Source organism: Providencia alcalifaciens, from assembly GCF_915403165.1.
Lineage (GTDB): Bacteria > Pseudomonadota > Gammaproteobacteria > Enterobacterales > Enterobacteriaceae > Providencia > Providencia alcalifaciens_C.
Genome location: NZ_OU659204.1, coordinates 1,487,174 through 1,504,987, shown reverse-complemented (window position 1 = coordinate 1,504,987; position 17,814 = coordinate 1,487,174). Strand labels below are relative to the sequence as shown.

Annotated in this window: 33 protein-coding genes and 1 pseudogene; 12 read left to right on the top strand and 22 right to left on the bottom strand. The window is 41.4% G+C overall.

Translation table 11 applies throughout. The features are described from left to right. Positions 1-16 precede the first annotated feature (16 nt). The 22 genes and pseudogenes from LDO73_RS06795 to LDO73_RS06690 all read right to left on the bottom strand — a co-directional run bounded on the left by LDO73_RS06795 (position 17) and on the right by LDO73_RS06690 (position 11,088). Entirely contained in the window at positions 17-529 is a 513-nt protein-coding gene (locus tag LDO73_RS06795) for a KilA-N domain-containing protein (protein WP_224060745.1), read from the bottom strand. Between the two features lie 293 nt (positions 530-822). Then, positions 823-981, bottom strand: coding sequence for a hypothetical protein (locus tag LDO73_RS06790; protein WP_224060744.1), 159 nt, complete (start codon positions 979-981; stop codon positions 823-825). A gap of 403 nt (positions 982-1,384) precedes the next feature. Next, positions 1,385-1,654, bottom strand: a complete 270-nt coding sequence (gene lysC / locus LDO73_RS18195) for an Rz1-like lysis system protein LysC (RefSeq protein ID WP_224061145.1) — start codon at positions 1,652-1,654, stop codon at positions 1,385-1,387. Next, on the bottom strand, positions 1,590-1,937 hold the full coding sequence (locus tag LDO73_RS18110; RefSeq protein WP_224061228.1) for a hypothetical protein: 348 nt from the start codon (positions 1,935-1,937) through the stop codon (positions 1,590-1,592). The genes lysC and LDO73_RS18110 overlap by 65 nt, the downstream gene beginning before the upstream one ends. A gap of 1 nt (position 1,938) precedes the next feature. Then, entirely contained in the window at positions 1,939-2,271 is a 333-nt protein-coding gene (locus tag LDO73_RS06775; RefSeq protein ID WP_224060743.1) for a M15 family metallopeptidase, read from the bottom strand. Further along, positions 2,268-2,603: a phage holin, lambda family gene (locus tag LDO73_RS06770; RefSeq protein ID WP_224060742.1), complete on the bottom strand. Its 336-nt coding sequence runs from the start codon at positions 2,601-2,603 to the stop codon at positions 2,268-2,270. Before LDO73_RS06770 ends, LDO73_RS06775 begins: the two co-directional genes overlap by 4 nt. A gap of 522 nt (positions 2,604-3,125) precedes the next feature. Then, positions 3,126-4,121: a YbgA family protein gene (locus LDO73_RS06765; protein WP_224061144.1), complete on the bottom strand. Its 996-nt coding sequence runs from the start codon at positions 4,119-4,121 to the stop codon at positions 3,126-3,128. 276 nt (positions 4,122-4,397) lie between these two features. After that, positions 4,398-4,997 carry a DUF1133 family protein gene (locus tag LDO73_RS06760; protein WP_224060741.1) on the bottom strand — a complete coding sequence of 200 codons (600 nt, stop codon included), beginning with the start codon at positions 4,995-4,997 and terminating at the stop codon, positions 4,398-4,400. Continuing rightward, positions 4,994-5,140 carry a phage NinH family protein gene (locus LDO73_RS06755; protein WP_243441097.1) on the bottom strand — a complete coding sequence of 49 codons (147 nt, stop codon included), beginning with the start codon at positions 5,138-5,140 and terminating at the stop codon, positions 4,994-4,996. Before LDO73_RS06755 ends, LDO73_RS06760 begins: the two co-directional genes overlap by 4 nt. 43 nt (positions 5,141-5,183) lie before the next feature. Next, a pseudogene (locus LDO73_RS06750) lies at positions 5,184-5,777 on the bottom strand (recombination protein NinG). 105 nt (positions 5,778-5,882) lie between these two features. Further along, on the bottom strand, positions 5,883-6,098 hold the full coding sequence (locus LDO73_RS06745) for a hypothetical protein (protein ID WP_224060740.1): 216 nt from the start codon (positions 6,096-6,098) through the stop codon (positions 5,883-5,885). Beyond that, positions 6,095-6,538, bottom strand: a complete 444-nt coding sequence (locus LDO73_RS06740; RefSeq protein ID WP_224060739.1) for a recombination protein NinB — start codon at positions 6,536-6,538, stop codon at positions 6,095-6,097. The genes LDO73_RS06745 and LDO73_RS06740 overlap by 4 nt, the downstream gene beginning before the upstream one ends. A gap of 9 nt (positions 6,539-6,547) precedes the next feature. After that, on the bottom strand, positions 6,548-6,799 hold the full coding sequence (locus LDO73_RS06735) for a DUF4752 family protein (protein WP_224060738.1): 252 nt from the start codon (positions 6,797-6,799) through the stop codon (positions 6,548-6,550). A gap of 2 nt (positions 6,800-6,801) precedes the next feature. Then, positions 6,802-6,969, bottom strand: coding sequence for a hypothetical protein (locus LDO73_RS06730; RefSeq protein WP_224061227.1), 168 nt, complete (start codon positions 6,967-6,969; stop codon positions 6,802-6,804). After that, a complete protein-coding gene (locus tag LDO73_RS18105; protein WP_224060737.1) occupies positions 6,969-7,208 on the bottom strand; it encodes a DUF551 domain-containing protein in 240 nt (79 codons plus the stop codon). The genes LDO73_RS06730 and LDO73_RS18105 overlap by 1 nt, the downstream gene beginning before the upstream one ends. A gap of 276 nt (positions 7,209-7,484) precedes the next feature. After that, on the bottom strand, positions 7,485-7,709 hold the full coding sequence (locus LDO73_RS06720; protein ID WP_224060736.1) for a hypothetical protein: 225 nt from the start codon (positions 7,707-7,709) through the stop codon (positions 7,485-7,487). Between the two features lie 15 nt (positions 7,710-7,724). Continuing rightward, positions 7,725-7,976 carry a hypothetical protein gene (locus LDO73_RS06715; RefSeq protein WP_224060735.1) on the bottom strand — a complete coding sequence of 84 codons (252 nt, stop codon included), beginning with the start codon at positions 7,974-7,976 and terminating at the stop codon, positions 7,725-7,727. After that, positions 7,977-9,371: a replicative DNA helicase gene (locus LDO73_RS06710; RefSeq protein ID WP_224060734.1), complete on the bottom strand. Its 1,395-nt coding sequence runs from the start codon at positions 9,369-9,371 to the stop codon at positions 7,977-7,979. Beyond that, on the bottom strand, positions 9,368-10,195 hold the full coding sequence (locus LDO73_RS06705) for a replication protein (RefSeq protein WP_224060733.1): 828 nt from the start codon (positions 10,193-10,195) through the stop codon (positions 9,368-9,370). Before LDO73_RS06705 ends, LDO73_RS06710 begins: the two co-directional genes overlap by 4 nt. Before the next feature lie 49 nt (positions 10,196-10,244). Next, positions 10,245-10,418 (bottom strand): hypothetical protein, encoded by a 174-nt coding sequence (locus LDO73_RS06700; protein ID WP_196731864.1) that lies wholly within the window; start codon positions 10,416-10,418, stop codon positions 10,245-10,247. A gap of 24 nt (positions 10,419-10,442) precedes the next feature. Beyond that, positions 10,443-10,769, bottom strand: a complete 327-nt coding sequence (locus LDO73_RS06695) for a hypothetical protein (RefSeq protein ID WP_196731863.1) — start codon at positions 10,767-10,769, stop codon at positions 10,443-10,445. Between the two features lie 109 nt (positions 10,770-10,878). After that, on the bottom strand, positions 10,879-11,088 hold the full coding sequence (locus LDO73_RS06690; RefSeq protein WP_224060732.1) for a helix-turn-helix transcriptional regulator: 210 nt from the start codon (positions 11,086-11,088) through the stop codon (positions 10,879-10,881). Positions 11,089-11,194: 106 nt separating this feature from the next. On the opposite strand from LDO73_RS06690, the gene LDO73_RS06685 reads away from it, so the two are divergent. From LDO73_RS06685 to LDO73_RS06630, 12 genes are all read left to right on the top strand, one after another. Then, positions 11,195-11,839, top strand: a complete 645-nt coding sequence (locus tag LDO73_RS06685) for a LexA family protein (protein WP_140180826.1) — start codon at positions 11,195-11,197, stop codon at positions 11,837-11,839. Between the two features lie 109 nt (positions 11,840-11,948). Continuing rightward, positions 11,949-12,647 (top strand): hypothetical protein, encoded by a 699-nt coding sequence (locus LDO73_RS06680; protein WP_224060731.1) that lies wholly within the window; start codon positions 11,949-11,951, stop codon positions 12,645-12,647. Further along, a complete protein-coding gene (locus LDO73_RS06675; RefSeq protein ID WP_224060730.1) occupies positions 12,644-13,228 on the top strand; it encodes a type II toxin-antitoxin system VapC family toxin in 585 nt (194 codons plus the stop codon). The genes LDO73_RS06680 and LDO73_RS06675 overlap by 4 nt, the downstream gene beginning before the upstream one ends. Positions 13,229-13,644: 416 nt before the next feature. Continuing rightward, a complete protein-coding gene (locus LDO73_RS06670; protein WP_224060729.1) occupies positions 13,645-13,923 on the top strand; it encodes a hypothetical protein in 279 nt (92 codons plus the stop codon). Between the two features lie 2 nt (positions 13,924-13,925). Continuing rightward, the gene (locus LDO73_RS06665) at positions 13,926-14,087 is read left to right on the top strand and encodes a hypothetical protein (RefSeq protein WP_155250240.1); all 162 of its coding nucleotides are present in this window, start codon (positions 13,926-13,928) and stop codon (positions 14,085-14,087) included. 328 nt (positions 14,088-14,415) lie between these two features. Further along, on the top strand, positions 14,416-14,958 hold the full coding sequence (locus LDO73_RS06660) for a pentapeptide repeat-containing protein (protein WP_224060728.1): 543 nt from the start codon (positions 14,416-14,418) through the stop codon (positions 14,956-14,958). A gap of 36 nt (positions 14,959-14,994) precedes the next feature. Beyond that, on the top strand, positions 14,995-15,195 hold the full coding sequence (locus tag LDO73_RS06655; protein ID WP_224060727.1) for a hypothetical protein: 201 nt from the start codon (positions 14,995-14,997) through the stop codon (positions 15,193-15,195). Between the two features lie 34 nt (positions 15,196-15,229). Next, positions 15,230-15,478: a hypothetical protein gene (locus LDO73_RS06650; RefSeq protein ID WP_224060726.1), complete on the top strand. Its 249-nt coding sequence runs from the start codon at positions 15,230-15,232 to the stop codon at positions 15,476-15,478. A gap of 93 nt (positions 15,479-15,571) precedes the next feature. Beyond that, positions 15,572-16,534 carry a cell envelope biogenesis protein TolA gene (locus LDO73_RS06645; protein WP_224060725.1) on the top strand — a complete coding sequence of 321 codons (963 nt, stop codon included), beginning with the start codon at positions 15,572-15,574 and terminating at the stop codon, positions 16,532-16,534. 208 nt (positions 16,535-16,742) lie between these two features. Further along, positions 16,743-16,919: a hypothetical protein gene (locus LDO73_RS06640; RefSeq protein ID WP_168697649.1), complete on the top strand. Its 177-nt coding sequence runs from the start codon at positions 16,743-16,745 to the stop codon at positions 16,917-16,919. A 9-nt stretch (positions 16,920-16,928) separates the two neighbouring features. Continuing rightward, positions 16,929-17,078, top strand: a complete 150-nt coding sequence (locus tag LDO73_RS18100; RefSeq protein WP_224060724.1) for a hypothetical protein — start codon at positions 16,929-16,931, stop codon at positions 17,076-17,078. Between the two features lie 23 nt (positions 17,079-17,101). Beyond that, the gene (locus LDO73_RS06630) at positions 17,102-17,794 is read left to right on the top strand and encodes a hypothetical protein (protein ID WP_224060723.1); all 693 of its coding nucleotides are present in this window, start codon (positions 17,102-17,104) and stop codon (positions 17,792-17,794) included. Positions 17,795-17,814: the final 20 nt, after the last annotated feature.

The following is a 17,814-nucleotide window of genomic DNA, read 5'->3' as shown; positions in this document are numbered from 1 at the left end:
AAGACCGCTGAGCGACCTACTTGTAATCCAGTGCAATTTGCAGTTTGTTTTCTGCTTCTTGCTTATTGTGTAGCAAGTGGGCTTTTCTTCCACCTCTACCCCAGTAATTCATTGTTCTCGCACAGTCACTGACAACTGATGATTCTTGATTGAATATATACCCTGCCATATTTGCTTCAGCCATAAAGCTAGCAACTGAGATTAACTCACCAGAGAAATATTTATCCAGAACCGTGTAAACGCCAACCTTGAACGCAGGGTCTATATATCCAGCATATTCATAAGCCAAGAACTTAGTTGCGAACGTTCCACCGTTGCGACCTTTAAATATTATAAAAGGTGTAGAATTTCCACCTTTTACTAACTCATTGATAAATGACTGAGTTACTGAACTTCTTAGGAAGTCAACTGGTCGTAAGTTATCTACTTTCATACCCGCTGCCTTTGCAGCCTTCCAAATATCAGTGATTGATATATATCCATCATCACCCACTCTTACTGGTGTGTTAAAAACCGATAATTCTTTCATAGGATGTTACCTTTCAAAAAAGAGACCTCAGTTCTCACAGAACAAGCCTGACCCGAGCACACCTAAACAGGCAGTCCTCTGAAGTCGCTTTTGTGAATGGTCTCGGGTTGTGATATTTGCGCGTGAGATACGCTTTATGTAGATGGGTTATCAATACGCATGAATGGGTCTTCCTATATGAAGTTGTATTTTTGCGTATTGATTTAATTGAATTTATTTTCTTATACCAATGGCATTAAAAACCACAAATATGTGGCATTCTCAACCATTGGCAATGGTAGCTTCGCGACGTATTACTTCTTGTGCTCATCTAAACGCTTCTGTAATCGCTCTTTCTCAGCTTTCAGTTGCTGAACGATTCGTTCCGCTTCTTTTGTGTGCTTTCGATAGACAAGAGCGCCAGCGACGAATCCAGCGATTGCGGTAATGACCGGGATGATAATTTCAAACATCTTATTTCCTTTTGATATTAAAAAGCCCCGCTATTTTGCGAGGCTCATATTTGTAATATCCGCTTGAGATTACTACCTTTTCAAGGTTGTGGTCATTCATGATTAACGTATAGTGACGCTCATTCATGAACTATTATTCTCTACTTTGCCCCGATATCTGGGGCATTTTTGTTTTTAGCTTATGGCTATGAATATTTAGCTTATGTACAATTGATTGCAACATACCAAACAGATGGAGTTGATTATGACCGAGTATCACATGACAGGAATTGCCATAGAGTTTATGTTAATCATGTGCGCATACTATTGCTTCAAAGATATAAAAAAGGCTTCAAACGCTGGTGCGGCATTTAGATCTATGGTTGGAATCCTGCTTATTCTTGTATCAGTGTATGGTGCATTTCTAATTACTATCACCCTTGTCATGTAACCTATGATACTCAATTTCCCGTATTGCTTTCTTGTCCAAGTTGCACGCCTTAATTACCGACATCAGCTCAATATTGTATTCAGCAATATCACCCCACGTCATTTTGTCGGGGATATCTGGTATCGGGCAATCAGCTAGTAAGCTTGCAGGAATTGGGATGTGAGGCGCTAATACATATTCAGTCTTTGTATTGCCGCATCCTGTTAATAAGACTATCAGGAGCAGCAACGGGAGCGCAGTCATTATCCACAAGAATAGCTTTGACGTCTTTCTTGGCTCCCTGTGCGTCCAGTGTGTTTTGTTGTTTAGCATCAATGGTTGCTCCAGAGATACGGTCAAAGATAGATATTGAGGTGTAGGCGTTATCAGATATGAGTGATTGTCGCGAAAGCTCACCATTCAGCGACTTAATTTCACGCTCTAACTTTGAGTTTTGGTAAATGAAAAAGAGAACTACAAATATCGGTACGAAAGCAATCAAATACTTTATCGATATCTTTAATAGCTCTTTGGCTATATCACTCATATCACTTCACGCCGTTGTGCTCTAACGAGTAGTGATTACCGTCATTGAATCGACCGCCCCACGTACCACCGATAGATTCCCAATACTCACCAAGTAATTTATGGTCATTGGTAGCTGTTAGATATTTTCCATCTTTGAATAAGTTAAAATCCACTGCTAGCTTTTCAGTGTGCAGACTACTTTTAATGCCTGAGCCATTTTTGGCATTCAGCGCCGCTTGCTCTGGGGTTCGGTAAGCCTCATTGAATGAAAGCTCATACCCATTGTCGTACGCGAAGATAATCAAATCAGCAATCATACGAGTAAATTTGCGTTGTTTTTCACCTAGTGTCATTTGTTAACTCCGAATTTATTTTTGAAGAACGACATTACCACCTCAACAATTCCACCAATTTTCTTGGTACCCAAAAACCCGATGAATACGCCGCAGAATTGAGCAAGGCTAATCGGTAACTTTGCATACTCCAGAGCGGTAATAATCCCAATACTGATACAGGCGCATATAAAGGCCTCGGCGAGTGATGACTTCCATCCTGCACCATCTCTCTTTTCTCGTGTCAGCGCAGTCATAGCGGCTAACAAAACGCCTGCGATAAGTGGCGCATTAATTGTTATCCAGTCCCAGACCTGCACCCAGAACTCGGTATTTTTTTCAGGCATGCGCATACTCACCCCCTGCGGAGTGTTCCGTGATTAAAGTTAATAGATAGCCGCGCACAATCTCTATGCGTCAATTTTCGTTTGGTTGATTAGAATTCTGTGGCGGCGTATACGAAAAAGGCCGCACTAGGCGACTTATTGAAATATTGTTCTGTTGGGACTATTTGCCAACGATATTTTGAACTAGTCGGTCATACCGACAGGTTGGAATTAATGCCCGTTTCGTGGGCTAACGGCATGGTGCGCTACTCATGCACCAGTCGGGATTTACTAGGGCGATATGCCCGTTGTTACCACGTTCTGTTTATTCCCTCGAATTCGGAGGAATTAAAAATCAGGATGCTCGTCAAAGCCTTCATATTCATCAAGCATATAAACATCTACAACGCAAAAAGCCCCACCGAGGTGAGGCTTATCATGGATGGTTCATGTTTATTCTGGTGCAGGTAAAGTCACGTTTAATATTCATATGATCGGAAGAACCAATCATATGAACAACTTTGAAATACTGAAGTAGTATTTTTAATATCATAATCCATATCGCAGTCTTAATGACTGAGGATAAGGATGAAAATATTTTTGATTATTCAAATAGTTATCTGGATATTCAGATAAATAGTGCGTAATTAATGTTAATGGAGCCAATAAAGGCTGTGTTCCTTGGCGGTATTCGAGGATTAACTTACTCAATGCTTGTCTTTGGTTTGATGTCAGATAGCGTTTAAAGTAACCTTGGATATGCATAAGCACATTAGTGTGATTGCGCCTAGTTGCTTGGTGTTGTAATAAATTCATAAACTTATTTCGATACTCATCAAAATAAGAATCGATTGAATCCCATTCATTGTTACTAGCAACAAAACGACCAAGTTCTCGATAAAGAGGCTGTGAATGCGCCAATAAAAGGAGCTTATATCGAGTATGAAAGTCGATTAATGAGTGCCGATTGAAGGGGTTTTTCTTTAGTTCATTTAGCTCATGAAGAGCAAATACCCGTATAATAAAATTCTCTCGAATATGAGGGTCGCTTAACCTCCCATCTTCCTCAACAGGCAACCAAGGCATTGCTTTGAGTAATTGTTCAGTAAAAAGCCCCATTCCAGACTTTTTATTACCATTGCCAACAGAATCATATACTCGAACCCTTTCCAAACCACAGCTAGGTGAGTTTTTACATACAATATAACCACTTAAATTTAAAAGTTTACTCAAATAAGTAGTCGAAAACTGAAGCATTTCTTCAGTTAAATCGCCTTCACGACCATCGCTGAATTTGAGTCTAACGCTATCTTCGTCAGATTTAACTAGCCTCAATGCAGGTCTAGGTGTTGGTAAACCAATCGCCATTTCCGGGCATGCTTGCTGGTATTCGAAATAATCTGATAACTCATCTACAGCAAAATGAAAGCGCTTATGACCACCATCAAATCTAACACTATCGCCCAATAAGCATGAGCTAATACCTACAGTGATTTTTTTACCTGATGTATTGCTCTTATCATTAGAGGTAAGAATATTAACCATCATTGCCACCTTATATGAAATCACTTATATACGAAATTGATTTATAATAATTGAATTCATATTAGTAACATTGCACTTTATTTACTAGCTTTATAAATCACTACTCCACATTACAATAAAACAAACAACAAAGCCCCTACCGAAGTAGAGGCTCTATTTTGAGCTTGTTACCGCTCTGTGTTTTAATGCCGTGAGCTTATCACAGATATTACATGTAAATTTCGCGATATCCAGTCTTTCTTCTGCGAAAATAGCCAATATTGCATCGTTCGATTGCTAATATTCCGGTTCCTCTCTTTTTATTGCGTAATATAGCTCTTCTTCCAGTATTTCAAGCGCCCATTCAATACGTCGAGTGCATTGCTGAATACTAACGTTTTGACCAAACCTTAATTCGCGAGCCATTTTTTGCGGGTATTTGCGATCACAATATCGTTTAATAGCTACATGACGAATTGGGTTGCTTAACTTAAACGTCTTGTTAATGACTGATTCAATAAAAGCGGCATCATCTTGTTCTTTGGCGAGAGCGATGAGGTCGCTTAAAATACTTTTTGGATTTAGAATTTCGTGTGACTTTTTAAAAAGTTCATCACCTTTGTAACCCATCTTATGTAAGTCATTAACTACCTGAATAATCCGCTTACCTTCATTTTCATTCCAGTCTGAGTGAACCATAAGCCGCCCGATGACACTACACTCACCACCTTCTGCGTAATCATCACCTCCATATACCCTACCCCATAAGAGAAGCATATATCTAACCCAAACACGTTGAGAGTCACTGATGTTTTTACGATGCCCAAACCATACCCTACGAATATCGCTTTTTTTGGCATGCTGAGTTAACAAATAGAATGGCTCATCTCTTCTCATAATTTATTACCCGACGTTCCACGCTGTCTGCACATTGTGAATAACTGCCCGCGCGATACCAAATGTTCACTACCATTCAAATCCCTTGCGAACCGCCTTACTGTTGCCCTATAAACACCAAGCTCTCTTGCAACAGCGGTCATATTCCCGTAATGCTTAATAAGTAACTCAGGAATGGTCGTGATTTCAGCTTGCATCTTTCAGCTCCTTCAATTTCTTCCTGTAGTAGTCGCGTATTCGCTCATAGTCCTCGCGCTTCCACTTGGGTAGCTCATGAAATCCCATCAGAATATCGAATCGCTCCTGTCCGATTTTCGCTATCAAATTAGGAGTGTATTTTTCTATATTGCCTGATAGATGGTTATTACATGGGGCGCATTGTTTGTGAGTGTTGTCCTCGTTAAATCTAAGCTCAGGATTAGCGCCTGTGGTTCAATAGTGACCTGCATGATATTGACCTTCGTGAAATCGCTCACAGGAGATGCAAGGTTCATTTCGGTCTCTATGTCGGATGTATGCGTTAAATGCGTTCTGAGCTTGCTGGGTGAAGTATTTGAGGGGTTTTACTGCTAGCTTTCTGATCTTTAGTTTATCGCGGGATTCTTTTTCTTTTTGCTGCCGTTCTTTTCTAAGCTTGGCCTGTGCTTTTTCATTTTTCTTTCGCTGTCGTTTTATTCCTAACTCTGCTCCGTGTTCTGGGCTACACCACTCGATATTGTCATACTTTGGGTGAAACCATTCCTTGCATATTGCACATCGCCGTCGAATTGGTTTAGCCATATATCGCCGCCTTAAATATCCACGCCGATGCAAATAGACAAGCTAATATGGCCACCATAAATAACTTGGCTCCGAGTGTTAAGTTTGGGTATTTACGCTTCATCATTACACCTCTTGGATATCAGCAACTTTGACTATTTCGTCGGTAAGCAATATGGATGCTTCCAAATCTCCACTAACCATTCTTATAATTACGTTGTGCAGTGGCTCCCCATCAGTTTCTCTTGGGTATGTAGAGTGGTATTCAGCTCGGTTATGCTTGTGGTAAAAATCAAAAGCCTGTTCTGATATCTCGTAGACCTTTCCTTTTTCTAGTTTCATCGCTCTTGCTGCTCCTTGAGTTTCATGTATTCGCTTGTGTGTGGGGTTGTCACGAAACAACCAATATCTACCGCCCAGCGTTCGACCTGCTCCATGTAGAAATACATATCGCCAGTATCTAAATCAGAAGTTTTTCTTAGCCGCCTAATTAGCTCTATATCGCCCGTGACAGCGTTAATCATCTCAACCTCTTCGTAACCTAAAAAGGTATGTTTCATCATCTCCTTAACGCTCTCATCAGTGTGTTTGATGCCGTTCTTGCACAAATGCTTACTAATTTCGGCATACCACATATGTGAAAGTGAATTTTGAGATAATGACCTGCGATTTTTCCAAGGCTTGATAATGATTCGGTGTGGTTGGTTTGTTGCTAGAACTTCTTTGAGATGTTGCCATGCGGTATTTTTGGTTGATTCGTGGAAGAGGAAATCTGCTTCCAAGTTAGCCTCCTATTGACGATAAATCATAATGACTAAACCGCCTTTGGTTGCGACCTTAATTGTTTGGTTATCTTTGATTTCGCCAAGTTCAAAAGCATCGTACAGCTCATTAATTGCCGCTTGCTTGCGTTCCTTTGATTTACGTTTAAATAGCTTGCTGAATATCAAACTTACGAACCAGCAAAACGCTTGTGTAACAATCCACACGTAGCCCATCATTGATAGCGTGGCTACTATCCATTTGTATGTTTCATCACTCACTGTTAGCTCTCCTGTTCACCGACCAGCGTTAACTTAACAATCTCAATAACCCCTATTGCTTCAGCTAAGCTAATTTCACCGTCATATTCGTGAATTAATTCCAGCAGGCGTTTAGATAGCTCACCATTAGCTTGGAATTTTTTATCAATGGGTAATTTGGTGATGTTCATCATTCACCCTCTGGCATTGGTGGGAGTGGCTTTTCTGGTAAATTCATCCAATGCGTGACCATGTAAACTTCACCATCCATGTCTTGCATTCCTTCATTTTCGCCAGATTCAGCATTTTGAAACTTTTCGATATCGCCTTTCCACCATGCAGTAGTCCGACCATGAGATCCGAATGTAAAATACTTACCATCGATATCAGGCGATTTCTCTTTCCTATTTACCCAATTAGTTCCCTGCATTAGATGCCTCCCTGTAATTATTCTGGCTTGTGCGAGAGGTGATTATTTTCTGTAGCTCTTGAAACTTAATCATCCTGGCTGCATTCTCTATCGCCATTATTCTCTGATACGCCTTGCCTCTAGGGCTATGCTTATCGGCTGCTAACTCATGTTCAAGAAACACTGCATCTGTGTGCTGCCTAAAATATTTAACGTTCGCATGAATGTATCTACCCGCTATAAATCTACCTTGGCGCAAGTACGCTTTATTCAGCTCTGTTAACGTTGTTCCTTTCATCACTCAATAACCTCGCACTCAGTTCCAATCTCAAATAAATAAAAATCATGAGGACGGACATCACGCTCAAGAGCTTTACTATCAACGTCATCTATATCGATTAACGTGTTAACTGGAACCTCAATAAGACGTCCGTCGCCGTGTTTAGAGCCATTAACCTCTATAGGAAACTGCAAATGTTCGAGCGTCTCAAACTCGCCATTATTTAATAATCTAACTCTCATCACTCAACACCTCGCTTAATTTATGGCTTTAAACTGGTAAAAATCCTCGGCTGTTATTGCTGGCACTATGCAATTACCGAAAAGTATTTTTCCCTCTGGCGACTTGATGAATCTGAAATCTTTATGTTCAGGTTTAGGCTGAATATTCACATCCATATCACTAGGAAATTCGTCATACTTCCCTAGCAAGTAGCACATGGCATCAGTCCATTCGTGTTTGTCTTTGTCAGTAAACATGTACTCTTGAAGAATTGCGTATCCGCTCATCTAGAAGTCCTTATGATTTGGTGTGTTACGGTTGGCGGTTGCCATATCAGCTCTAGCCATTGCGTGGGTTTGATCGGTGTCGAATAAACAAAGTCCTTTCTGGTCTACAAATGCGGTTCCAGCTTTGCCGTGACGGTTAAGTCTTACAATCAGCTCTGTAAGCGTCTTGTCGGCTTTGTCGTTGTAAACTGAGTCTTTGTATATTCCCATCCAGTAATCACAATCCTGCTCGATTTGACCAGTATCACGGCTATCACTTGGCATGGGGCGCTTGTTGGGTCTATCTTCAAGTTTGCGGTTTAGCTGCGTGAGCAATACCACTGTGGTATCAAGCTCTTTAGCCAGTTGCTTGAGACCTTTAGTGATTTCACCGTAGGCGATATCGTTGCGGTCTGCTTTGCCAGCTTTCATCAGTGTTAAATAATCCACGCCGATAAAACCGATTTTTCCAACCTTGCGTTTCAGCTTTCTGCACTCTGACTGAATGTGTTCAAGTGTCATTCCCGCTGTATCATCAACCCAAATGTTAGGTTTTTCGCTCAAGTCACTAATAGCCTTGCCGAGTAGTGCCCATTCGAAATCATCCTCAGTGCCGCCGTAGAACATGTCTGAATTCAAGCCTGACTTCTGGCTTACCATCCGTTCAACCAATTGCTCATTGGACATTTCCATGCTGAACAAAGCCACTGCCAGACCATTATCAGAAACGTTCTTCGCCATTTCAGTTAGAACGGTTGTCTTACCCATCTTTGGACGCGCACCGATAACGAACAGAGATCCTCGCACGACAAATTTAGGTGCCAGCATGTCATCAAGTGGCTTAATGCCTGTTTTGAGTCCTATAAACTGATCTGGATTATTAAACATGTTTTCTACGCCCTCGAACCATTCAGGCAATAGCTCAGCCATGTTCTTCAAGCCAGATTTTCGACCAGTAACGCCGTTTTCGCTTGCGTCAGTTACTAGCTTTTGAACGAACTCCATTTTTTCACCAAAGCTTAGAGTGCTTGGCTCAATCAGTAACCGAGTGGCTTCGTTGATTTTCTCAATAGCGTAACGCTCACTGGCATACTCTTTGATTTTCTTCGAGTAGTGGATCACGTTTGCAGCGCTTGGTGTGTTCTTTGCAATTTCAGCCAGATAACCTAATCCGCCAGTAGTTCCTTCGCTGCCAGTTGCTTTCAAGCTGTCAGACACGGTTAAGATATCAATCGGTTGATGCTTGCTAGCCATTGACCGCATTTGCTCAAAGATAATCTTGTGGTGGGTGCCGTAGAAATCATCTGGCTTCAACACGGAAAATACACGCTGAGCATTGTCGCTGTTTGGGTCAATCAGTAGGGATCCGATAACACTCTGCTCGGTCTCTATGCTGCGTGGTACTTGGTAACTCATAATGAACCTTCCCTAGTTTTTAATACTGTCGCTGGTCTTAACAGGTAATCGAAATTCGCTCTCCAACCAGAATCGTTTTCGCCAAAATAAAACTCCTTGGCTGAGCTCATGAAATATTCAAAATAGTTTTTAGCCGCTTCGACCGTTGGCTCTTTGAGTTCTTTCAGGAATTTTGAGATAGCTCGTTTTCTTTTGTCATTCAGCGATTCAGCATTTGGCAATCTATCTCCTGCTGCTTCGTTGAACGCATTCATAATTTCGATGTAGGGAATGTTATTTTTTCGATTAGTTGAAATTAACTTTTCACAGTCCCCCTCTTGAGGGGTTAGGGGAGTATTTATTTCTTGTTCAAGTACATTCTTATTCTGTTTCACTTCTTTTGTTACTAGGTTAGTAACCTCAACTACGCTTGAAGCGATGGTATCACTACGTTTGATTGTCACCTCATTAGTAACTTGCTTTGTCACCTCGTCATTCCACTGATATTCAAGGTAATTTGTGATTGTAATTATTGTTCCATGCCGTGTGCCAGTACGGGTTATCATCCCTTCCTGTTCAAAAAAATCCAACATGTCCCTGATTTGTTTTTCAGTCTTTTCCTTTCCCTTTGCATCTTTCAGTTTTCGAGCTAAAACTTTTGCTTTTGTTACCAGTTGACCAGTCCGAAGATCCCAAGATACACCGCCAAACTCAACCGTCGTCGGTTTATGTCTTGCCTGCCCTAACAATCTTACCCATAGTGCAAGCTTCACTGTATCTTCAGCCCAGCTTGCGTTAAGTAGGCTCCTGAATATCGCGACATGACCAAGCTTAGAGTTATCCATACGAGAACTCCTAGTGTGGTTCTTGTTGCTAAAATCAGCGTATGCAACGTTACTCATGCCGTTTCCCTCCAGTGACTTCCTGACGATGCTCAAGCCGTAATTTTGCATCTTCCAATGCTGACCTGAGCGCCTTAGCTCCCTGCTCAGTGACCGAGCGGTTAACTTCGTCACGCACGATGTTTTTATGTACAATACGCTGGTAATTTCTTGTATTTTTTGCCATAATTACCTCGTTAAACAGTTTTGATTAATGCGCCTCAACAGTTACCGCTGATGGGGCGTTTTCTTTTGTTCTCATCAAAGAAAGCTCACCGATTTGTTTCCACAAAAAGCGATATTCTTCCTCAGATATTTTTCTCTCACCTTCCAGCACAAAATCTTTAATCCCCGAAGCTGCTAGCGTTTCGCATAGCTCAGGAAATTTGTCAGTTCTGCGTAAAATGGTTGAGTCATGGACGCCTAATGTTTTAGCCACTACTGACTGAGACTTAGCTCTCAATGCTTGTAATGCCGTAGCGATTAGATGATTTGATACGAATTGATTGAAGTTTTTGCGTGTTGTTGCGTAGTCCATTGTTTATATTCCTTCATAGAAAAACAGTTAGTCCGTTGCTCACGATCCTGTGAGTGTGTATTGCAGTGCTCTACAATGGCAGAGCTTAAATTTTGAAAGAACGGTAAGGTTATGCAGCTTGCGGCGGGAAAACGTCATCTAATGAACATTTTGCACCAAGTTTTTGTAATGCCTCAACGATTACTCGACAATCATTAAGGCTAGGCGTTCTAATATTTAGCTCGTAGTTTGCAATACGAGATTGACCCCATCCGATTGATGAAGCCAAAACAGCCTGAGAAATTCCTAATTTTTTTCGCTGTTCTGCGATGTTATTCATTGTGTGTATCCTCCATGTCTACACCCCTATTACACACAATATGTGATTAACTGTCAATCACGAATCGTTTAAATACTTACATCACGTTTTGTGTTAAAAGATAGCTATGAAAAAAATAAATGAAATTATTGGCGAGAGACTAAAGTCTATTCGTGAATCTAGAGGATTAAGCCAAGCGCAACTTGCAAAGCTGTGCGGATATTCCGCAGCCTCTAGAATTGGAAATTATGAACTCGGGGAAAGAAAGATAAGTGCTGATGATGCTTTAGTTATCAGCGAGGCTTTAGGCGTTTCACCTGCTGAGTTGATGTTTGGTGATAGGAGCGATCAGGTTGTTAGCAACTATGAGTACCCTCTATTTTCCAAGGTGCAAGCAGGTGCGTTTACTGAAAATAGCAATGCATACACTAGAAGCGATGCCATTGCATGGATACCAACTGCCAAGAAAGCAAGCGATAGCGCATTCTGGTTAGAGGTCGAAGGTCATTCCATGACAGCCCCGCAAGGCGGGCGTCCGAGCTTCCCTGAAGGGATGCTGATACTTGTTGACCCTGACCAGGATGTAGACTTTGGTGATTTTTGCATAGCGAGATTACACGGTGATGAGTTCACATTTAAGCGATTGATTAGAGAGTCAGGTCAAGATTATCTGGAGCCGTTAAACCCACGGTTTGACCTTATCCCAATCAATGGCAACTGCCAGATTATAGGCAAAGTGGTTAAGTCTCAGTGGCCTGACGACACGTTTTAGGGTGTGGTTAATAGAACGGTAATTATTGACATTTTTATCACTGTCTGATTTACAAAGATGACCTATACTTTATAGTAGCACCTAGTTTCCTTTTTATGAGCAATTTTTTATGAGCGAGTTACTTAATTTAAAAATAGTAATTAATGGCACTAGCCCTAGCGAAATTCCTATGAATAAGCTTGCTGGTTATCTTGCCGATCTCGCCATTCTATACGGTGAAGAAAAGGAAGTTAGATTCAAATCAGTCAATGATGGTTGCATTGAGATTCATGCATACTCTACTAATGCTAGTTCTCACAATATTATCTGTGCGAATATTATTGAAAATACAGAGAATAGTAAGTTCGCAAAAAGGATTTCAAAGGATAATTACTCCGCTGAAATATATTCAAATAATGAGTTACTTCACACAATAAGACCTGCAGCAGAAGCAAAGCCCATTGTAATTACAAAAAAGAATACAAGTATTCAAGGTGAGCTATACCACATTGTTGAAAAAGGCAAAGATTCTGTATCAGTAAGGCTTAGAGGTAATGGTGGCGAAATCCTAATATGCACTGCCACAAAACCAGATGCAGTTAGACTTGCAAAATATTTATTTAAAAAAATAAGAGTGTATGGCGAGTCACAACACGAAAAGAAAGACGGTGTCTGGAAACTCAAAAACTTAAAAATAGAAAAGTTTGTTGAGCTACAAGATATTGCCATTTCAGATGGTCTCGAAAAACTGTCATCAGACCCATCAAATAGGTGGGATGAAATAGACGATCAGGAAGAGCTAATACTGAAATACAGGAGTTTCAGTTGAAAAAAATAATAGTGGACACCAATATCCTCATCAGTTTAATGAAGAAAAGTTCCAATAATGCAAACAAGCTGGGGACTGACGGATTCTCCTCTGTTGATGACTTAGAGTTAAGGTCTAAAGCGCTGCTTGACCACATAGAGAGAAGCGGCGGAACAATTGTGATACCTACCCCTGTACTTGCAGAATACTTATTAGGCATTGATGGAGAAGCAAATAAGCATGCTCATGTTAATCTAATTTCTAGCATGAACTGTTTTGAAATACTTCCCTTTGAGGAACTGGCTTCTGTTGAGTGCTCCATGCTTCCATCAAAGCAAGAATTTAAGCAATTTATCAAACAAATAAACTCCAATGAGACCGCGAATAAAGTTAGATTTGATAGACAAATCATAGCCATAGCTAAGGCTAATGGAATCAATGAAATCTGGAGTTCTGATGGTGAAGTCATTAAAAAAGGAAGGGAGGTTGGGATTGATGTTAAATCTATTTCAGAGATTCAACCCATACCTTTATCAGATCAATTCAAATTAAATCTATTAGATGAGATTGAAGCCCCTACAGATAAGAATCAACTAAACTAAACAACAGAGCCCTCCCCACGAGGGCTTTTTTGTGCTCGTAACTCCCTTCCAGTGTGACTCCTGCCACAAATCGTGTCTATAAATAAAATATTTTCCATTTCAAATCATCACGTTAATTCAACAACAATCAAATAAACACATTTTGTGGTTGACATTAAAATCACAATTTGTGAATATACTATCCATCGAAGGCAAGGAGCCATGGATAAACAGGATGTTCGCTCTTTTACAAATTAACTCCCGCCATTGTGGGAAAGTTTCAAAACTCCAAGTGAGTATTGGGATTGGTGAATGCTAAGGCTGATTGGCTATCAAAATGCGCTGTCGCCAGTCGGTGAAAACCCGGCCGCAACAGACCTATGTAGGAGTTCAGTGCCTACCACCAATCACCAATACTTACTAACCGAGGGTAAACCATGCAACAGATCACTTACTTACCGCGCACTGGTAAGACAAATTCAAAGATGCGTCGTTATGCAGCCAGAGGTGAATTAATGGCACGTAAAGCAGCTGAGGCAGCAAACAGCGGGCGCACTACTGAGGAAATATGGGATTCGATTATCAAACCAGTAGACGAAACCGATGTACTGGCGAGTTTAATGATCGGGATAAAAGACATGCCCGATGTACAACGCAAGCAACAACGACTACGCAAGCCGATTATGAGTGATGGAAGTATCACAGTAAGGGGATAGATATGACATTTTCACAAGAAGTGCAAATTGAGTGCAAACAATCTCAGCGCAAATATATGGCGTATGCAAAGTCAGATCGCGAATATCCAGAAGTTCGCGAAAATTGGGTGAAACTTGCATTAATGATGCGCCGACACGCTCGTGAATGGGCAGCTATGAGTTAACTAATTACAGTCCATTCTGTGGGCTGTGGTGAGATAACTTCACAAGGAGAAATATATATCCGTCATGGCTGAACACCACGGCGCATTGTTAGCACCTTAGACCATAGGTAGGCAAGTAAATCCTATGCAGGCAGTAACGCAAAGAACACAGCATGACTGTGGTTACTGAACAATGGTAGATGTTTAGGTATTCATTAAGCGCAGCCTAGAGCGATATCTAGGCAATTACCAGAGTTCATTACTTAGTGGGCTGTGGTGAGTTGATTAACACATAAATCACAAGACCTCTCGCAGGTCTTTTTTATTGCCTAAATATAGGAAAATAAACATGAATACCGATGAATTAAGAAAGATTCTTGATGAACACAAGGTCTATGTAGAGTCATTTGGTGAACGCGGATCTAAGGCTTACCTGAGAGGCGCTAACCTGAGAGGCGCTGACCTGAGAGGCGCTAACCTGAGAGGCGCTTACCTGAGAGACGCTAACCTGAGAGGCGCTAACCTGAGAGGCGCTGACCTGATAGACGCTAACCTGAGAGGCGCTAACCTGATAGACGCTGACCTGAGAGGCGCTAACCTGATAGACGCTAACCTGAGAGGCGCTAACCTGAGAGGCGCTAAACTGCCAGATCAAACCTACGTAATCATGGGTGAAAAATACCCTATCACTATCACAAACGGTGAATATCTTCGCGCTGGCTGCCAAAACCACACCATTGAAGACTGGCGTAAATTCACTAAGCGTGAAATAGCCGAAATGGACGGAAAGACGGCTCTTAAATTCTACACTCGTCTATTGGATATTGCTGATTTTTACCTAGGAAAAGGTGAGCATCCAGAGTGGCTGAATGCTCCAGATAGCGAAGAATAATAGCTGGTGAGTTGATTAATAGATAGGAGATAGAGAGTGAAAACATTCAAAAATGTACCTTGGGTTAACTGTTGTACTAAATGTGATGCGGAGCAGGCAACGGTACAGACAGAAAAAGGCAATGAAGACTGGTTTTATGATGGCGACAAAGTTACTTGTGAAAACTGTGGTCACACTGGCGTTATTGAGGCAGATGGCGAGTGCGCTTGGTGTGTATGGGATGAGGTTAAAGACTAGCATCGTGTTTAGTTAATAACGGAGGGAGTATGACATGGGGAAAATGACATTCGTAGTTGAGTATGAAGATGGCAAGGAGCCACCTATAAGCTTCAACATGGAAATATTTGGCGGCAAGGTAATAGAAGCTGGCTTTCGTGATTATAACGACGACATGCTGACAGAGGAAGAAATAGAAGCTCTGATGGAATGCCTAAACATCAATGAGTTAGAAAATAATTCTACTAGTGTCGATGTAGACATCCTTCTGAAAAAACTAGGATTTACATTACTCAGGCAGTAGCAATCGCAAAAGCCCTCGGTCAGCAGTAACCCACCAAAACACATTTCATATCGCTATTAATAGTGAGGAATACGCACATAAGGAACATAGGAAATGGCAAATGAATTAGTCGTAATTGAGAAATCTAAGGCGCTTGATGTTTTCAAGTCATCAGACAGTGTCGAAGATATCATTCGTAAAGTAGAGCAAGAAGTTAATTCTTTTATTCCAGATGTTAGCACTGCCAAAGGTCGCAAGGAAATTGCTTCACTGGCCTACAAAGTCGCTCAATCAAAAACTTACCTTGATGGGCTCGGTAAAGACTTGGTCGCAGAGTTAAAAGAAATACCAAAGCTAATCGATGCTAATCGCCGAACTGTACGAGAGCGTTTTGATACATTGCGCGATAAAGTTCGACAGCCATTAACTGAGTGGGAAGCCGAGCAAGAGCGAATCGAAGCAGAAAGGCAAATGTTAGCGTGGCACGAAGAAGCGCTAGAAATGAATGCCACATTCGATAAGGCACTTGCTGAGCGCATCGAGTCAGACCATGAAATCGCCCTGCTCATGAATGAGAAATTCGATCGTGATTTAGCAGAGGCTAAAGCCGAAGCTGAGCGCCAGCGTATTGCTCACGAAGAAGAGTTGAAGAAACAAGCTGCGGAACAGGCAAGATTAGCAGCCGAACAAAAAGCACAGCAAGAAATCGAAGCAGCAACACAGCGAGAACGCGAAGCAAAAGAAGCCGCTGAACGCGCAGAGCGTGAAAAGCAGGAAGCTATTCAACGTGCAGAGCAGGCAGCGAAGGAAGCTCAGGAACGAGCCGAACGCGAGAAACAAACAGCTATCGAAGCTGAGCGCAAGAAAGCTCTTGAAGCTGAACAAGCACGATTAGCAGAAGAAGAACGTAAGCGTCAGGAAGATGCGAAGCGTCAAGAAGATAAAGAACATCGCCGCAAGTACAACCAAGAAACATTACAGGCATTGGTCAGTAATGGATTTGACGAAAAATTAGCAACTGAATTTATTAAGCTAGTTGCTAGTAGCCAAATCCCCCACATGACAATGAATTACTAATACTCACCGCACCAACACCAGAACACTTTCAGTAACAACCGCTATCAATCGATAAGTGAGAGTTTCGCACATCCAGAGGTAAGCATGAATATTGATAAATATAAATTACGTGTAGCTCAAAGCAAAGCTGGAATTGCACGCTATCTCAAGGATGAGAATGGATGGAGCGAAGCAAACGAAACATTAAAAACAGCATACGGAGTACAACATGAACGCAAAGCAGAAACACGCAAAACAGCAAATATTCACCCTACTTCGCGAGTCTGAAATGACTGAGCAACAAGTCGAATTATTGTTTGCTGACTGGAAATTTAAACAGCAATGCGAGAAGACAAATCGCATTTTACGTCAGGTTAATGCTCGTGGAGCGTATGCATTCACGTAAGGACGCAGTATGAGAATTTCAGAGTATGAACTCAAGCAAAGGCAGGATGCCGAGAAGAGACGCAGGGAGCGAGAGGAAGTGGATCATTACTACTGGCTGGAAAGTCTAGGATTGACGCCAGAAAAAATACCAGACAGTCACTTTAAGGGTGATTTTTAAATTAATTTAACAAGAGAAAAATTATGAATATTTATATTGATATCGAAACAATCCCATCACAAGACCCAGCCATTAAGCAGAAGTTTTTAGATGAGGTCACCGCTCCTGGTCAATACAAAAAGCAAGACTCTATTGATACATGGCTAGCTGAAAATCGCGAAGCAGTAGGTGAAGAAAACTGGAAAAAAACCAGTTTCGATGGTGGGTTAGGTCATGTTTGCGTGATTGGCGTAGCAATTAATGATGGAGAAACAAAAACTTTCTACGCAGAAGATTACTTGGCTAATGAAAAGAAAATTATCACTGACTTATTCGAGTTGATTGATGCTAACTACGACCCATCAAAAAATATTCCACCTGTTTTTATTGGGCATAACATCGCAGAGTTTGACCTTAAATTCTTGTTCCAGCGCGCGGTAGTTCTTAGTGTTAAGCCACCAAAAGTAATTCCATTCGGCGCTAGACCTTGGGATAAATCACTGTTTGACACAATGACAGTGTGGGCTGGTCACAATGGGCGCGTGTCACTAGATAAACTTTGCTCTGTGCTTGGATTGAATGCTAAGGGCTCTGAAACTGGCGAGGATATCGACGGCAGTAAGGTTTGGGATTTTGTTAAGGATGGCAAGATTTCAGTAGTCGCCGAGTACTGCAAAGGTGATGTTGATCGGGCTCGAGATATTCACAAACGCATGACATTTCAATTGACCGCCTAGTTTGGCGGTTTTTTGTAGGA

Excerpts from the sequence above, each read along its gene's own strand:
- LDO73_RS06795 (WP_224060745.1), bottom strand. The coding sequence starts at position 529 with ATGAAAGAATTATCGGTTTTTAACACACCAGTAAGAGTGGGTGATGAT.
- LDO73_RS06790 (WP_224060744.1), bottom strand. The coding sequence starts at position 981 with ATGTTTGAAATTATCATCCCGGTCATTACCGCAATCGCTGGATTCGTC.
- lysC (WP_224061145.1), bottom strand. The coding sequence starts at position 1,654 with ATGACTGCGCTCCCGTTGCTGCTCCTGATAGTCTTATTAACAGGATGC.
- LDO73_RS18110 (WP_224061228.1), bottom strand. The coding sequence starts at position 1,937 with ATGAGTGATATAGCCAAAGAGCTATTAAAGATATCGATAAAGTATTTG.
- LDO73_RS06775 (WP_224060743.1), bottom strand. The coding sequence starts at position 2,271 with ATGACACTAGGTGAAAAACAACGCAAATTTACTCGTATGATTGCTGAT.
- LDO73_RS06770 (WP_224060742.1), bottom strand. The coding sequence starts at position 2,603 with ATGCGCATGCCTGAAAAAAATACCGAGTTCTGGGTGCAGGTCTGGGAC.
- LDO73_RS06765 (WP_224061144.1), bottom strand. The coding sequence starts at position 4,121 with ATGGTTAATATTCTTACCTCTAATGATAAGAGCAATACATCAGGTAAA.
- LDO73_RS06760 (WP_224060741.1), bottom strand. The coding sequence starts at position 4,997 with ATGAGAAGAGATGAGCCATTCTATTTGTTAACTCAGCATGCCAAAAAA.
- LDO73_RS06755 (WP_243441097.1), bottom strand. The coding sequence starts at position 5,140 with ATGACCGCTGTTGCAAGAGAGCTTGGTGTTTATAGGGCAACAGTAAGG.
- LDO73_RS06745 (WP_224060740.1), bottom strand. The coding sequence starts at position 6,098 with ATGAAACTAGAAAAAGGAAAGGTCTACGAGATATCAGAACAGGCTTTT.
- LDO73_RS06730 (WP_224061227.1), bottom strand. The coding sequence starts at position 6,969 with ATGAACATCACCAAATTACCCATTGATAAAAAATTCCAAGCTAATGGT.
- LDO73_RS18105 (WP_224060737.1), bottom strand. The coding sequence starts at position 7,208 with ATGCAGGGAACTAATTGGGTAAATAGGAAAGAGAAATCGCCTGATATC.
- LDO73_RS06720 (WP_224060736.1), bottom strand. The coding sequence starts at position 7,709 with ATGAGAGTTAGATTATTAAATAATGGCGAGTTTGAGACGCTCGAACAT.
- LDO73_RS06715 (WP_224060735.1), bottom strand. The coding sequence starts at position 7,976 with ATGAGCGGATACGCAATTCTTCAAGAGTACATGTTTACTGACAAAGAC.
- LDO73_RS06710 (WP_224060734.1), bottom strand. The coding sequence starts at position 9,371 with ATGAGTTACCAAGTACCACGCAGCATAGAGACCGAGCAGAGTGTTATC.
- LDO73_RS06705 (WP_224060733.1), bottom strand. The coding sequence starts at position 10,195 with ATGGATAACTCTAAGCTTGGTCATGTCGCGATATTCAGGAGCCTACTT.
- LDO73_RS06700 (WP_196731864.1), bottom strand. The coding sequence starts at position 10,418 with ATGGCAAAAAATACAAGAAATTACCAGCGTATTGTACATAAAAACATC.
- LDO73_RS06695 (WP_196731863.1), bottom strand. The coding sequence starts at position 10,769 with ATGGACTACGCAACAACACGCAAAAACTTCAATCAATTCGTATCAAAT.
- LDO73_RS06690 (WP_224060732.1), bottom strand. The coding sequence starts at position 11,088 with ATGAATAACATCGCAGAACAGCGAAAAAAATTAGGAATTTCTCAGGCT.
- LDO73_RS06685 (WP_140180826.1), top strand. The coding sequence starts at position 11,195 with ATGAAAAAAATAAATGAAATTATTGGCGAGAGACTAAAGTCTATTCGT.
- LDO73_RS06680 (WP_224060731.1), top strand. The coding sequence starts at position 11,949 with ATGAGCGAGTTACTTAATTTAAAAATAGTAATTAATGGCACTAGCCCT.
- LDO73_RS06670 (WP_224060729.1), top strand. The coding sequence starts at position 13,645 with ATGCAACAGATCACTTACTTACCGCGCACTGGTAAGACAAATTCAAAG.
- LDO73_RS06665 (WP_155250240.1), top strand. The coding sequence starts at position 13,926 with ATGACATTTTCACAAGAAGTGCAAATTGAGTGCAAACAATCTCAGCGC.
- LDO73_RS06660 (WP_224060728.1), top strand. The coding sequence starts at position 14,416 with ATGAATACCGATGAATTAAGAAAGATTCTTGATGAACACAAGGTCTAT.
- LDO73_RS06650 (WP_224060726.1), top strand. The coding sequence starts at position 15,230 with ATGGGGAAAATGACATTCGTAGTTGAGTATGAAGATGGCAAGGAGCCA.
- LDO73_RS06645 (WP_224060725.1), top strand. The coding sequence starts at position 15,572 with ATGGCAAATGAATTAGTCGTAATTGAGAAATCTAAGGCGCTTGATGTT.
- LDO73_RS06640 (WP_168697649.1), top strand. The coding sequence starts at position 16,743 with ATGAACGCAAAGCAGAAACACGCAAAACAGCAAATATTCACCCTACTT.
- LDO73_RS18100 (WP_224060724.1), top strand. The coding sequence starts at position 16,929 with ATGAGAATTTCAGAGTATGAACTCAAGCAAAGGCAGGATGCCGAGAAG.
- LDO73_RS06630 (WP_224060723.1), top strand. The coding sequence starts at position 17,102 with ATGAATATTTATATTGATATCGAAACAATCCCATCACAAGACCCAGCC.